Source organism: Micromonospora narathiwatensis (genome assembly GCF_900089605.1).
GTDB lineage: Bacteria > Actinomycetota > Actinomycetes > Mycobacteriales > Micromonosporaceae > Micromonospora > Micromonospora narathiwatensis.
The window spans coordinates 5738376-5751393 of record NZ_LT594324.1; the positions used below are offsets into that span (position 1 = coordinate 5738376).

Here is a 13018-nt window from a genome sequence, read left to right on the forward strand (position 1 = left end):
GCGTGCCGGCCCCCGGTTCGTATCCCCTTTCCGGGCTGGTCGAACGGGTGTGGCATGGTGGAAGGCGTGGTGATTCCGGCTGGCGAGCGTTCAGGTGTCACCGGCTCCGGCGGTCGTCGGAGGCCGGACGGCACGGGTCAGTTCGGCGCGCTCGGCCTGGACCTCGCCGACCCGCGCGTCGAGGCGTCCGTGCTGGGGCTGCTTGACCAGGTCGAGAGCGAGTTGCGGGCCAGCGTGGCCAGCGCCGACCCGCTCGTCACCGAGGCGGCCCGGCACCTGCTCGAGGCCGGGGGGAAGCGGTTCCGGCCGCTGCTGGTGGCGCTGGGCGCCCAGTTCGGTGACCCGACCTGCGCGCAGGTCGTACCGGCCGCCGTGGTGATGGAGCTCACTCACCTGGCGACGCTCTACCACGACGACGTGATGGACGAGGCGGCCGTGCGGCGGGGCGCCCCGAGCGCCAACTCCCGTTGGACCAACTCGGTCGCGATCCTGGTCGGCGACTACCTCTTCGCCCGGGCCGCGGACATCGCGGCCGACCTCGGCCCCGAGGCCGTACGCCTCCAGGCCCGCACCTTCGCCCGGCTGGTGCACGGGCAGATCGCCGAGACGGTCGGCCCGCGCGACGCCGACCCGGTCGCGCACTACCTCCAGGTCATCGCCGAGAAGACCGGGTCGCTGATCGCCACCTCGGCCCGCTTCGGCGGCATGTTCGGCGGTGCCTCCGCCGAGCACATCGAGGCCCTGGCCGGGTACGGCGAGATCATCGGGGTGGCCTTCCAGCTCTCCGACGACCTGCTCGACATCGCTTCCGAGTCGATGCAGTCCGGCAAGACGCCGGGCACCGACCTGCGGGAGGGCGTACCGACCCTGCCGGTGCTCTACGCGCTCGCCTCGGACGACTCCGACGCCGCCTCGGTGCGGCTGCGGGAGATCCTGGCCACCGGTCCGCTGGTCGACGAGGCGCTGCACGCCGAGGCGCTCGGCCTGCTCCGCGAGTCCCCCGCGCTCAAGCGTGCCCGGGAGACGGTCCGCGGCTACGCCGAGGACGCCCGCGCCCGGCTCGCCCCGCTGCCCGACGGCCCGGCCCGCAGCGCACTCGAATCCCTCTGCGACTACATCGCCGACCGCACCAGCTGACCGACCCGCTAGCGGCGGGACAGGAGGCGGCTGGCGGCGAGCATGAGGACGGCGGCCACCAGCATGGCGACCGCGGCCGTCGCCCACATGCTGGGGTAGCCGAGCTGACCGGCCACGGCGCCGAGGCCCAGCGGGCCGAGGCAGCCGCCCGCGTACACCCCGGTCTGGGTGATCGAGGTGGCGGCGGCCGGGGCCTGCGGGTGGAGCTTGACCACCGCGAAGTTCATCAGCCCGGGCCAGGCCCAGCCGAGCCCGAAGCCGAGCACCACGCCGGCCACCAGCGGCACGGCGCCGGCCAGGGCCAGCAGGGCCAGCCCGACCGCGCCGACCACCAGCATCCCGGCGATCAGCGCGACGTGCCCGGTGGCCCGGCGGTCGGCGAGCCAGCCGGCACCGACCCGAGCCACCACGCAGACCGCGCTGCCCAGGGTCAGGGTGAGGCCGGCCAGGGCCGGTGACAGCCCGCGTCCGGCCGACGAGTCCACCACGAAGGTGCCCAGCGCGTTCGCGGCGCCCGCCGCCAGGGTGGCGGCCAGGCCGACCACCACCAGGGCCCCGCTGGCCCCACCAGCCGGCCGGGCGGCCGAGCGCCGCCCCCGGTCGCCCTCCGCCCGGGGTACGGCCGGCAGCGCGGCCAGCGCGGCCCCGGCGGCGGCCACGAACGCCCAACGCCAGCCGGCGGTCAGTGCGACGGTGGGCACCGCCGCGCCGGCCAGCAGGGTGGAGACCGGGATGGCCGCCTGCTTCACGCCGAAGGAGAGCCCCTGCCGGTGGGCGGGCACATGCCGGGCCAGCGCGACGTTGCTGGCGAGCTGCCCGAGCGCGTTCGCGGCGGCGCTGAGCCCGAGCAGGCCGACCAGCACCGGGTACGACCGGGCCAGCCCCGCCACGGCCAGCAGCGAGCCGGCGGAGAGCAGGATGCCGGCGCGGGCCACCACGGCCGCGCCGTACCGCTCGACGAGCACACCGGAGGGGACCGACGCCAGCGCGCTGATCCCGAAGTACACCGACACGGCCAGGCCCAGCCCGGCGGGGGAGAAGCGGAGATCGTGACCCATCTGCACGGCGAGGCCGCCGAGCAGGAAGACCGGCAGGACGCAGGCGATCGTGGTGGCGACGGCACCCGCGCTGACGCGGATGGTGGACCGGGACGAGGGGGGTGCGGGGCGTAGCGCGGTGTCGGTCATGGTGAGCCAAACCTACGCCGGTCGTGTTTCGGTGGCGGCCGTCATGTTTTAGCAGCTGATCGTGTCTGTCGGTGCACGGGCTGTGCCCGGTGATCTGGCATCCTCGACCCGAACAGGCATTTCGCACTCGGCCTGTTTTTCATATGGTGTAAGTCCCCGGCGGCGGAGGTGGTTGTGCGCGACCCCTTGGCGGAACCTTCGGACCTGATCCGAAGTGTCTCCCGCGCGCTTCGAGTGCTCGAGTCGGTCGGCCGTGCGCCGAGGGGACTCACCGTCAAGCAGATCGCCCGTCGGTGCGAGCTGACCGTCGCCACCACGTACCACCTGGTGCGCACCCTGGCGTACGAGGGCTACGTGATCCGGCGGGAGGACGGGACGTACATCGTCGGGTTGGAGGTGGCCGACCGGTACCGGGAGCTGGTGACCGCGTTCCGGGGGCCGCCCGCGGTCGGCGAGTCGCTGCGGCGGGCGGCGGGGGACACCGGCTGGAGCCACTACCTGGGGCGCTTCGTGGGCGGCCAGGTGGCCGTCACGGCGGTCGCCGAGGGGCCGCGCTCGCCGTACCTGGAGGACCTGGTGCCGGGCTTCGACGAGGGGGCGCACGCCACGGCCCTCGGCAAGAGCCTGCTCGCCACGCTCACCGCCGACCAGCGCGTCCGCTACCTGCGCGAGTACGGCATGCGCCCGTTCACCAGCGCCACCCTGACCACCCCCGAGGCGTTCGAGGCCGACCTGGCCGCCGGTGACCGGCGCGGCATGCAGTTGGAGCTGGGGCAGTTCCGCCAGGGGGTGGCCTGCGCGGCCGTGCTGGTCACCCCGGACAAGGACATCGAGCGCCGGGTGGTGCTGGCCTGCGCGCTACCGGCCAGCGAGATGATGACCTCCGCCCGGGTGGTCCGGGCCAAGCTGCTCAGCGCGGCTCGCGCGATCGCCGACGGCCTCGCCACCGAGCACTGACCCGAGCCGATCGAACCCCGGTCACGCCGAAGGGCCCCCTCCCGGCGGGGAAGGGGGCCCTTCGGGGGCGGTCCAGCGCCGAACCGCCCGGAGGAGAGGTCAGCTGCCGATCGGGCCGCCGTCGAGGCGCCAGGTGACCACCACGGCGGGCTTGGCGAAGTCGCCGTCCGGCCAGGTGGAGGCCGGGTTCTCCACCGTCGCACCGGTGATCTCGCCCGGGTGCTGCACCGCCACGAAGACCGAGCGGTTGTCCTTCGTGATGAACGGGCCGCAGGTCTCCGCGCCGTACGGCACGGTGAGGAACTGCTTCAGGTGGCCCCGCTCGGGCCCCTCCAGCGCGGTGGCGAAGAGGCCGTCGTTGCTGCCCAGGGCGTTGCCGTCGGTGGCGATCCAGAGGTTGCCGGTGGTGTCGAAGGCGACGTTGTCCGGGCAGGAGATCGGCGAGACCTTGCTCTTGTCGTACCCGGCGAAGTGGGTGGACGGGTCGGTCGGGTCGCCGCAGACGATCGGCAGCGACCAGGCGAAGGACTCGGCGGTGTTGTCGCCCCGGTCCTCGACCAGCTCCAGGATCTGCCCGTGCTTGTTGAGGTTGCGCGGGTTCGCCTCGTCGGCGGGCGCCTTGCCGGCCTTGCCCCGGTCGGTGTTGTTGGTCAGCGCCACGTACACCTTGCCGGTGAGCTCGCTCGGCTCGACGTCCTCCGGGCGGTCCATCTTGGTCGCGCCGACCTTGTCCGCGGCGAGACGGGTGAAGGTGAGCACGTCGGCCGCGGTCATCCCGTCGACGTACGAGCGGTTGCCGCTGACCAGCTTGATCCACCGGCCCCGGCCGTCGAATGCGCCGTCGGTGGGGAGCGTGCCGGTGCCGTCGATCTCGGCGGCGCTGTTCCCCTCCAGGGCGGCCACGTAGAGCGTGCCGGACTCCAGCAGGGTCAGGTTGTGCCGGCGGGCGACCGTGGAACTGCCCGACATGAACTTCTTGTCCGAGACGAACTTGTAGAGGTAGTCGAACCGCTCGTCGTCGCCCATGTACGCGACCACGCGGCCGTCCTTCGCCACGATCACGTTGGCGCCCTCGTGCTTGAACCGGCCCAGCGCGGTGTGCTTGCGCGGCTTGCTGTCCGGGTCGAACGGGTCGATCTCGACGATCCAGCCGAACCGGTGCGCCTCGTTGGGGTGCTTCGCCAGGTCGACGCGCTCGTCGGCGCGGTCCCACTTGCGGCTGCCGCTCGGGTAGCGCACGTCGGTCGGGATGCCGTACCGGGCCAGCTTCGGCTTCAGCGCCTCCGGCGCAGCGTCGCCGCCGACGAAGTACTGGTTGAAGTTCTCCTCGCCGGAGAGCACGGTGCCCCACGGGGTGACCCCGCCGGCGCAGTTGTTCAACGTGCCGATCACCGTACGACCCTTCGGGTCGGCGGCGGTGCACAGCCAGGCCGAGCCGGCGGCCGGACCGGTCAGCTCGAACTTCGTGGCCAGCGCGGTCACCCGCCGGTTGTACCTGCGGCCGTTGCGTACCGGCCGCCACTGCCCGGTGCTCTCCACCCGCTCCAACTCGACCACGGACATGCCGTGCGCGGCCATCGCCACCCGCAGCTGCTCCACCGAGAGCGCGTCCAGGCCGGTGAAGCCGGGGAACATCAGGTCCTCGTTGGTGTACTCGTGGTTGACCACGAGCAGCGCCCGCTTCCGGTCGATCGGCAGCACGCCGACGAAGTCGTTGTTGTAGCCGAACTGCTTGGCCTGGGCGGCGGCGGTCTGGCCGTGCACCCGGAACTCGGGCGCGTCCGGGACGACCGGGTCACCCCACTTGATCACGACCGCGTGGTCGTACCCGTTCGGAACGACCAGGGTGTCGAGCCGGTTCGGCGGGATCGGCTTGAAGGTCAGCGCGCCGCTGCCCACCCCGCCCGTCGGCGTGCCGGCCCCGGCGGCGCCGGGAACGGCCGGGGCGGCGGGCGCGGCGGCGGCCGGGGCCGCGCCGGCCAGAGCACCCGCGACGGTGCCGCCGAAGCCGAGGACCAGGGCGCCGACCGCGCCGGCCCGGACCACCCCTCGGCGGGAGACCTCGGCCTCGACCAGGTCGCCGAAGTACGGGTTGTCCGACGGGTTCGGCACCGGGTGGTCGCACGCGTTGCCGCAGCGGTACAGGCAGGTCATGGCGTCGCGGCTGCCGTGGCGGGTGGCACCCAGCAACGGGAGCAGCCGGGGACGGTCGCTCATGGAGGGCCTCCTGATAGGACGTCGGTGGCAGGCCGCGGAGCGCCCGCCGGCGTACGGGGCGGAGGCTGCCAGGGCACGGTGAGCTGCGGCCGGCACGGACGTGAACCGGATGTGAACACCCGCGCGGCGAGCCGGGCTGAACCGAACGGCTCCGTCGCGCGTATCCCTCGGCGAAGGCACGCTGGACTCGCCGTACGGGAGCGAGGAGACCGTCATCAGCGACCACGACGCCCAACTGCTGCGCGCGCTGCACGACGAACACGCCGACGCGCTCTACGCGCACGCCCTGCGGCTGGTCAACGGCGACCGGTCGCGCGCCGAGGACCTGGTGCAGGAGACGCTGCTCCGGGCCTGGCGGCACCCCGAGGCGCTGGATCCGCGCCGGGGCTCGATCCGGGCCTGGCTGTTCACCACCGCGCGGAACCTGGCCATCGACGCCTGGCGGCGCCGCTCCACCCGGATCGGTGAGGTCTACACCGACGAGCTGCCGGAGCCCGCCGAGACGGTCGACGAGGCGGAGCGCGCGGTGGAGGCGTGGACCGTCGCCGAGGCGCTGAACCGGCTCAGCCCGACCCACCGCGAGGTGCTGATCGAGTGCTTCTACCAGGGGCGGTCGGTGGCGGAGGCCGCGGCCCGGCTGGGCGTGCCGCCGGGCACGGTGAAGTCGCGCACCCACTACGCGCTGCGCTCACTACGGCTGGTGCTGGCCGAGATGGGGGTGACCGGATGACCCGCTGCGAGTTCGCGTACGACGACGGCGCGTACGTGCTGGGCGCCCTCGCCCCCGCCGAACGGGCCGCCTACGAGCGGCATCTGGCCGGCTGCGCCGACTGCCGCGAGGCGGTGGCCGAGATCGCCGTGCTGCCCGGCCTGCTGGGGCGGCTCGACCCGGCCGGGCTGGAACAGTTCCTGCCGTCGGCGGCGGAGACCTCCCGGGTGCCCGCGCTGCTCGACGCCGCGCGGAGGCAACGGCGTCGCGAGCGGTCCCGGTCCCGGCGAAGGTACGCGCTGACCGCGCTCGCCGCGGCCGTCCTCGCCGTGCTGGTCGGGGTCGGCGGGGTGGCCCTGCTCCGTCCGTCGGCCCCGTCGGCCCCGCCGGTGCCCCTGGCCGCGATGCGCCCGGTCGCCGGCCCGGTCCCGGTGCACGCCGAGATCGGGCTGACCGCCGCCGACTGGGGCACCGAGGTCACCATGCGCTGCGGGTACGACCGGCAGGCGGGGCACCGCGAGGCGTACACCTTCCGGCTGGTGGCGCACGGCCCGGACGGCGCGACGGAGCAGATCGGCTCCTGGCTGGCCGCGCCCGGCGACGACCTGCGGTTCACCGGCGCCACCCGGTTCACCCGGGGTGAGCTGGTCCGTCTCGAACTGCTACGCGCCGACGGGACCCCCGTCCTCGCCTACGACGTCCGCTGATCAGTGGGTCGGGGCGGGGACCGGGGTGGTGGCGGACCGCGCGGCGGCGCGGGTGCGGCGGGCGTTGCGCAGGGCGTCCGCGGTGAACACCACCAGGGCGAGCCAGACCAGGGCGAAGCCGGCCAGCCGGGCCGGCGGCATCGGCTCGTGGTAGATCAGCACCCCGCAGCCGAGCTGGAGGATCGGGCCGACGTACTGCAACATGCCGAGGGTGGACAGCGGCAGGCGGTTCGCCGCCCCGGCGAAGAGCAGCAGCGGGATCGCGGTGACCGCGCCGGCCAGCACCAGCAGCACGGTGTGCCCGGCGGAGACCTGCCCGAACGTCGCCGCGCCGTCGCGGGTCAGCCAGCCCAGGTACGCCAGCGCCGGCAGCGCCAGCACCGCCGACTCGACGAAGAGCCCCTCGGCGGCGGGCAGCGCCAGCCGCTTCTTGACCAGGCCGTACCCGGCGAAGCTGAAGGCCAGCACGAGCGCCAGGTAGGGCGGCCGGCCGTAGTCGACGGTCAGCACCGCCACGGCGAGGCCGCCCACGCCGAGCGCCGCCCACTGCGCCGGGCGCAGCCGCTCGCGTAGCAGGAAGACCCCGATCAGCACGATGACCAGCGGGTTGATGAAGTAGCCGAGGGCGGTTTCCACCACCCGGTCGGAGTTCACCCCGTAGATGTAGGTGCCCCAGTTCACGGCGATCAACGCGGCGGCCGCGCCGACGGCGGCGAGCGCCCGGGGCCGTCGGGCCAGCGCCCGCAGGAAGCCGATGTTGCGCATCGCGGCCAGCACGAGGGCCACGAACACCACCGACCAGACGATCCGGTGGGCGAGGATCTCCACCGGCCCGGCCGGCCGGAGCAGTTTCAGGTAGATCGGGAAGAAACCCCAGATCAGGTACGCGCCGAGGCCGTACAGGTAACCGAGGCGGGTCTGGTTCACGGCTCCACAGTAAGTGGTGAAGCGGCCCCCTGCTCCTTTCCGGTGACCGGCGTCACCCGCGCGTCGAGCTGCATCCACTGGCCCGGCTCAACCGGGGTGAAGCCGACCTTGGCGTACACCCCGTGCGCGTCGGCGGTGGCCAGCACGACGCGGCGTACGCCCAGCTCGGCCAGGTGGTCGCGGACCGCGCCGGCCAGCCAGGTGCCCAGCCCCAGACCCCGGGCGGTCCGGTCCACGTAGACGTCGCAGAGCCAGGCGAAGGTGGCCCGGTCGGTGACCACCCGCGCCACCGCCACCTGCTGCCCGTCGCCCGGCCGGTAGACGCCGAAACCGAGCGAGCCGGCGAAGGCCCGCTCGACCGTCTCCCGCTCCCGCCCGATCGCCCAGTACGCGTCCGTGGCGAGCCAGCGGTGCACCCGGTCGAGGTCGAGCCGCGCCGGATCGGTGCTGAGCTGGTAGCCGTCGGGGCGGGTCAGGGTGAACACCCCTGCCACGCTAGTGCCGGTCTCCCCGCCCCTCACCAGCCAATTCCCGCCCACTGGCCTGACCGGTGGGCGGGAATCGGCGGGTGTAGCCGGTCAGTCGCGGTCGAGGACGGTGCCGAGGAGCCAGGTCACGATGCTGACGAGGAGTGCGCCCAGCACCGCGGCCGGCCAGAAGCCGTCCACGTGGAACGGCAGCCCGGCCTGACCGGCGATCCAGCTCGTCAGCAGGAAGAGCAGGCCGTTGACCACCAGTGCGATCAGGCCGAGAGTGAGCAGGTAGAAGCCGCAGCCGACCGTCTTGATGATCGGCTGGAGCACCGCGTTGACCACCCCGAAGATCGCCGCGACCAGCAACAGCGTGAGCACCTTGTCGGCGACCGTCTCGGCGTTCAGGGTGATGCCCGAGATGAGCAGAGTGGCCAGCCAGAAGGCCACCGCCGTCGAGGCCAGCCTGATCAGAAGACCCTTCAGGAAATCCATGGCCGGGATCGTGCCACGCTCCGTCCACCAGCGGAACCCGTGAAGATCGACGGATCGCGGCCGGATCAGCGGCGGATCGGGCGCCCGACCAGTTGCGACTCGATCGGCGTCGGCGACAGCAGCGCCCAACGCAGCGCCCGGCGGTTCACCACGGCGACCATCTCGTCCCGGATCCGGGTGAGCCACTCCGCCGAGCCGCCCAGGCCCAGGGCCGCGCCGGCCAGCGCCGCCTCGCTCGGATCGAGCGGTTGCAGGATCGCCAGGTCGGCCCGGGCCAGCGCCGCCGTGTCGGCCGGGGTGAGCTCGTCCCGCACCACCAGGACGGATCGCCAGGCGGCGACCGGTCCCGCCTCCGGCGGCACCGGTCCGGCGTCGACCACCAGCAGCAACGGGTGCAGCGGCGAGCCCGACGCGCCGCCGACCGGCCGCCCGGGCGGGATCAGCGGCACCGCCCCGCCGGGGCCGCCCACACCGCGTACGAACGGCTCCCACGCCCGTGGCCGGGTGGTCTGCACCACCACCCGAGCGCCCAGCGCCAGCGCCCGCAGCGCCATGAGCTGCGCGGCGCGTACCCCGCCGACCAGCAGCAGCCGGGTCGTCCCAGGGCGGAAGAGGCGTACGGTCACCGGGCCGCCCTGCCGGTTGGCGCCCACCATCAGGCCGGACTCGCCGAGGTCGAGTTCCAGCGTGTCCAGCTCGGCCGGGGCCGGCGTGGTCGTGGCCCGGGCCGCCGCCAGCGGCAGGGTGGCGGCCAGGCCGGCCAGTTGTTCGCCGTCGAGCCGGCGGATCTCCGCGCCGAGGTCGCCGGTGAGCCGGCGCAGCGCCCGCTCGGCGGCGGACAGCTCCACGGCGGTCCCGGCGGCCAGGCGTACGGTCAGCTCGGCCGGGACCGGCGCGGTGTCGGCGCCGGCGCGCGGACCGACACTGAGCGAGACGGTGGTGGCGGTGGCCGGCAGGGCGAGCAGTCCGGGCACCAGCCGCCGCCCCGCGTCGGTACGCGGATCCGGCCAGCGCCGCAGCCGCCAGGTGGCCTGCGCCAGCCCGCCCACCGCCAGCGCCGACCAGGTCTCGCGCACCGGCGCGCCGGCGTCGTGGTGGGCCAGCTCGGCGATCACCCGGAGTGCCGCCGCCCCGCCCAGCGGCCGGCCGGTCAGCGGGCCGAGCCGGCGGACGATCCGCCGTACCGTGCCGGAGAGGGCCCGGCGCAGCTCCTCGTCCGACCAGCCGTCGGCCCGCAGCACCCGGACGGCCAGCACCGCTCGGGCCCGGCCCGCCAGCCGCCCGTCGGTGAGCTGACGGTACGACGCCCCGGCCGCGCCCACGGCGACGGCCGGCGCCGGAGCGGGGGAGGCGGAGAGCAGCAGCTGGAGCCGGACCGGGGGGCTCTCCGGGGCCGGCGGCGGCAGCAGGGTCCGTGGCGCGGGAAGGGCCTGCGGGCCGTCGCCGAGCAGGTCGCCGGGGTCGCCGATCTCCAGCAGCGCGGTCATCCCGCCGGCGTCGTCGACCACGGCGGCCGGCTCGCCGGCGAGGTCCGCCGGACGCACGGTCGCCCCGGGAGCCGCCAGTTCCAGCACCGCACCCGCCCCGGAGGCCGCCGGCAGCGACCGCCGGCGGGTCAGGTGTGCCAGCCCCACCGGCAGCCACTCGTAGAGCCACCAGCCGCGGAACCGCACCCAGGCGGCGGGCAGCAGCAGCGCCGCCGACAGCGCGGCGGCCACGGTGGCCACCGCTCCCCGGCCGACGGCCGCGGCCAGCAGCGCCACCGCGACCTGCGCCGCCGCCACCTGTCCCGCGCGTACGCCGGGGACGGGACGGGTCCACTGCGGTGGGCGCCCGGAGGTCGGCGCCGGCCGCCCGGAAGTGGTCGCCGTCACCGCGCCTCCTCCGCCTGTTCGTCGCGTGACGTTGGCGTGGCACATCGTAAGCCTTCGTTGTCCACAGGGGAGCGGAGGGGGTAGCACAACCGGAGTCGGACGACTACCGTCAGCGACGAGTTCCGCCGAGTGCGCGCCGCACCCATCCCCCCAGATCCGGATCGCGCCCGGCGAGTCCACGGTGGTCGTTCCCGCGACCAGCCACGACCGAGGAGACGAGGTGACGTCCCGGGTGTCCCAGACCCAGGCAGAAGCCGCGGTGATGCAGCAGACCGCCGCGAGGTTCGAGCAGGTGGACCAGTCGTTGCAGAGCATGCTCAGCGGCCTGATGGCCGAGCTGGAGGTGTTGCAGCAGGCCTGGCGTGGCGCCGGTGGGCGCTCGTTCGAGCAGGTGAAGCAACAGTGGGCGCAGGACCAGGCGACGCTGCAGCGCGCCCTGCGCGAGACGGCCACCGCGATCCGCACCGCCGGAACGCAGTACGACGTCTCGGACACCGAGGCCGCCGGCCGGGTCGCCGGCACCCACCGCGGCATCCAGCTGCCGCTCTGACCGGGAAGGACGGATCCGATGGACCACGGTGTGCTGGTCGTCAACTTCGCCGCGTTGCAACAGGCCGGCGCGGACATCCAGAAGGCGCTGAACACCCTCGACAGCCAGCTCGGGCAGCTCGAACGGGACGCCGCGCCGCTGGTCGCGAGCTGGGCCGGCGAGGCCCGCCAGGCGTACGAGCAGCGGCAGGCGCGGTGGCGGGCCGCCTCGCAGGACCTGCAGGCCATGCTGCGTGACATCAAGCTCGCGGTGGAGGACTCCGCCGCCGACTACCTCGACACCGAGAAGCGGAACGCCAACCTGTTCCAGTAGTCGCCACCGCCCGCGCGTCCAGATCCGCACAGCCACCCGGCCACGGCCTTCACGGTTGTGCGGATCTGGAGGCGTGGTGCCCGGCAGGCCGGGCCGGCGGCGACCAGTCCCGGCACCGCTCGGCCGGGCTGTCGGGCGGCGGTCTCTCCCGGTCGTGGTCGCCCCGATGGTGCTCGACAAGCCGGCGACCCACGGCAGGGCCGGCGGGTCAGGCCGGGTCGGCCGGACGCCAGCGGCGCCGGGCCCCGCGCGGCAGCACCACCGCGAGCAGCACCACCACGAGGATCGCCGCCCCGGTCGCCCCGGCCACCAGCAGCGCCCGGTCCCGGGCCGCCGCCCGTCGGGTCCGCCGCGCCACCTCGGCCGGGTCCGGCCGGTCCACTCCCAGGGCCACGCCGCGGTGCGGGCGCGTCGCCGCCGGCCCCGCCGACTCGGTGACCGCCCGGTACGGGTTCAGCACCCCCGCACCGGACCCGCCTCCCGGGGCCGGATCGGTGCTGTCCACGATCCGCCGGGCCACCTCGACCGCGGACAACTCGGGACGATACTGCCGCAGCAGCGCGGCGGTGGCGGCCACGAACGGCGTCGCGTAGCTCGTCCCTTCCGCCCGGTGGTGCCCCTGCCCGGTTGCCGCCATCACCACATCGCTGCCGGGAGCCACCAGGTCGACGTAGGGGCCGGTCTGGGAGAACGTGGAGCGGACGCCGTCCGCGCCGATCGCGCCCACCCCGAGCACCCCGTCGTACGCGGCCGGGTACGGCCGGGGGTTGCCGCTGTCGTGCAGGTTGCCGGCGGCGGCCACCACCACGACGTCGCGGCGCAGCGCGTACGCGATCGCGAGGCGGACCGCCGGGCTGTCCACGTACAGCACGACGGAGAGGTTGAGCACATCGGCGTCGTGGTCCACCGCCCACCGGATGGCCCGCGCGAAGTCGGCCGCGCCGACCGTACGCCCCGACTCCCGCCCGTCGACCACCTGCTGCTCGCTGACCCGTACCGGCAGGATGCGCGCGCCCGGGGCGAGCCCTCGGAACGCCACCCCGGGCCGGGATGTGGCCGCGATGATGCTCGCCACCCCGGTGCCGTGCCCCGCGCAGTCCCGCGTGCCGTCGCCGCCCGGGTCGAGGAAGTCGGCACCGGCGAGCACCCGCCCGGCCAACTGTGGATGGGTGCGGTCGACCCCGGAGTCGACCACCGCGACGACCACCCCGGCGCCGGTGGCGAGCGGGGCGAGGCGGTCCGGCGCGTACCGTTGCTGGGGCCACGGCTGGTCCGCCACCGGGCGGGCCGGGGCGGGCGGCGCGGCGCAGGCCGACGGCGCCCGGGCCGCCGCCGGACCGGTCGGCGGTACGGCCGCGAGGACGGCCGCCAGGACGGCCAGGACCGGGCGCGCGATGAGCCGGGACATCGACCGCCTCCGTAACGTGTCGGCTCCGGAACAGGATGTTAGTGGCTCGTCGGCGTCCCGACGCACCG

The 13018-nt window shown here is 74.7% G+C and carries 13 protein-coding genes; 6 read left to right on the forward strand and 7 right to left on the reverse strand.

Going from position 1 to position 13018, the window contains the following annotated elements; translation table 11 throughout:
• Positions 1-54 precede the first annotated feature (54 nt).
• On the forward strand, positions 55-1137 hold the full coding sequence (locus GA0070621_RS25275; protein ID WP_091200415.1) for a polyprenyl synthetase family protein: 1083 nt from the start codon (positions 55-57) through the stop codon (positions 1135-1137).
• 8 nt (positions 1138-1145) lie between these two features.
• On the opposite strand, the gene GA0070621_RS25280 is transcribed toward GA0070621_RS25275, so the two are convergent.
• The gene (locus GA0070621_RS25280; protein WP_091200418.1) at positions 1146-2324 is read right to left on the reverse strand and encodes an MFS transporter; all 1179 of its coding nucleotides are present in this window, start codon (positions 2322-2324) and stop codon (positions 1146-1148) included.
• A 174-nt stretch (positions 2325-2498) separates the two neighbouring features.
• Here GA0070621_RS25280 and GA0070621_RS25285 point away from each other — a divergent pair, with 174 nt between their 5' ends.
• The gene (locus tag GA0070621_RS25285) at positions 2499-3281 is read left to right on the forward strand and encodes an IclR family transcriptional regulator (protein WP_091200420.1); all 783 of its coding nucleotides are present in this window, start codon (positions 2499-2501) and stop codon (positions 3279-3281) included.
• 99 nt (positions 3282-3380) lie between these two features.
• On the opposite strand, the gene GA0070621_RS25290 is transcribed toward GA0070621_RS25285, so the two are convergent.
• A complete protein-coding gene (locus GA0070621_RS25290; protein ID WP_091200422.1) occupies positions 3381-5498 on the reverse strand; it encodes a PhoX family protein in 2118 nt (705 codons plus the stop codon).
• A gap of 235 nt (positions 5499-5733) precedes the next feature.
• Here GA0070621_RS25290 and GA0070621_RS25295 point away from each other — a divergent pair, with 235 nt between their 5' ends.
• Together GA0070621_RS25295 and GA0070621_RS25300 are read left to right on the forward strand one after the other, a co-directional pair.
• Positions 5734-6228 carry a sigma-70 family RNA polymerase sigma factor gene (locus GA0070621_RS25295; protein ID WP_231921100.1) on the forward strand — a complete coding sequence of 165 codons (495 nt, stop codon included), beginning with the start codon at positions 5734-5736 and terminating at the stop codon, positions 6226-6228.
• Entirely contained in the window at positions 6225-6914 is a 690-nt protein-coding gene (locus GA0070621_RS25300; RefSeq protein ID WP_091200427.1) for an anti-sigma factor family protein, read from the forward strand. Before GA0070621_RS25295 ends, GA0070621_RS25300 begins: the two co-directional genes overlap by 4 nt.
• Here GA0070621_RS25300 and rarD read toward each other — a convergent pair whose 3' ends face one another.
• The 4 genes from rarD to eccE all read right to left on the reverse strand — a co-directional run bounded on the left by rarD (position 6915) and on the right by eccE (position 10680).
• Positions 6915-7841, reverse strand: a complete 927-nt coding sequence (gene rarD, locus GA0070621_RS25305) for an EamA family transporter RarD (RefSeq protein ID WP_091200429.1) — start codon at positions 7839-7841, stop codon at positions 6915-6917.
• Positions 7838-8326 carry a GNAT family N-acetyltransferase gene (locus GA0070621_RS25310; protein ID WP_091200430.1) on the reverse strand — a complete coding sequence of 163 codons (489 nt, stop codon included), beginning with the start codon at positions 8324-8326 and terminating at the stop codon, positions 7838-7840. The genes rarD and GA0070621_RS25310 overlap by 4 nt, the downstream gene beginning before the upstream one ends.
• A 93-nt stretch (positions 8327-8419) precedes the next feature.
• Positions 8420-8806: a phage holin family protein gene (locus tag GA0070621_RS25315; protein ID WP_091200432.1), complete on the reverse strand. Its 387-nt coding sequence runs from the start codon at positions 8804-8806 to the stop codon at positions 8420-8422.
• Positions 8807-8871: 65 nt separating this feature from the next.
• Entirely contained in the window at positions 8872-10680 is a 1809-nt protein-coding gene (eccE, locus tag GA0070621_RS25320; RefSeq protein WP_091200434.1) for a type VII secretion protein EccE, read from the reverse strand.
• Positions 10681-10912: 232 nt separating this feature from the next.
• Between eccE and GA0070621_RS25325 the strand changes: the two genes are divergently transcribed.
• Together GA0070621_RS25325 and GA0070621_RS25330 are read left to right on the forward strand one after the other, a co-directional pair.
• Positions 10913-11230, forward strand: a complete 318-nt coding sequence (locus GA0070621_RS25325; protein WP_091202839.1) for a WXG100 family type VII secretion target — start codon at positions 10913-10915, stop codon at positions 11228-11230.
• An 18-nt stretch (positions 11231-11248) separates the two neighbouring features.
• A complete protein-coding gene (locus GA0070621_RS25330) occupies positions 11249-11542 on the forward strand; it encodes a WXG100 family type VII secretion target (protein ID WP_091200436.1) in 294 nt (97 codons plus the stop codon).
• A 208-nt stretch (positions 11543-11750) separates the two neighbouring features.
• Here GA0070621_RS25330 and mycP read toward each other — a convergent pair whose 3' ends face one another.
• Positions 11751-12950, reverse strand: coding sequence for a type VII secretion-associated serine protease mycosin (mycP, locus tag GA0070621_RS25335; protein ID WP_091200442.1), 1200 nt, complete (start codon positions 12948-12950; stop codon positions 11751-11753).
• Positions 12951-13018: the final 68 nt, after the last annotated feature.

What these genes read in the sequence shown, in the direction of transcription:
- GA0070621_RS25300 (WP_091200427.1), top strand. Translation starts at nt 6,225, where the DNA reads ATGACCCGCTGCGAGTTCGCGTACGACGACGGCGCGTACGTGCTGGGC.
- GA0070621_RS25275 (WP_091200415.1), top strand. Translation starts at nt 55, where the DNA reads ATGGTGGAAGGCGTGGTGATTCCGGCTGGCGAGCGTTCAGGTGTCACC.
- GA0070621_RS25330 (WP_091200436.1), top strand. Translation starts at nt 11,249, where the DNA reads ATGGACCACGGTGTGCTGGTCGTCAACTTCGCCGCGTTGCAACAGGCC.
- GA0070621_RS25315 (WP_091200432.1), bottom strand. Translation starts at nt 8,806, where the DNA reads ATGGATTTCCTGAAGGGTCTTCTGATCAGGCTGGCCTCGACGGCGGTG.
- mycP (WP_091200442.1), bottom strand. Translation starts at nt 12,950, where the DNA reads ATGTCCCGGCTCATCGCGCGCCCGGTCCTGGCCGTCCTGGCGGCCGTC.
- GA0070621_RS25280 (WP_091200418.1), bottom strand. Translation starts at nt 2,324, where the DNA reads ATGACCGACACCGCGCTACGCCCCGCACCCCCCTCGTCCCGGTCCACC.
- GA0070621_RS25290 (WP_091200422.1), bottom strand. Translation starts at nt 5,498, where the DNA reads ATGAGCGACCGTCCCCGGCTGCTCCCGTTGCTGGGTGCCACCCGCCAC.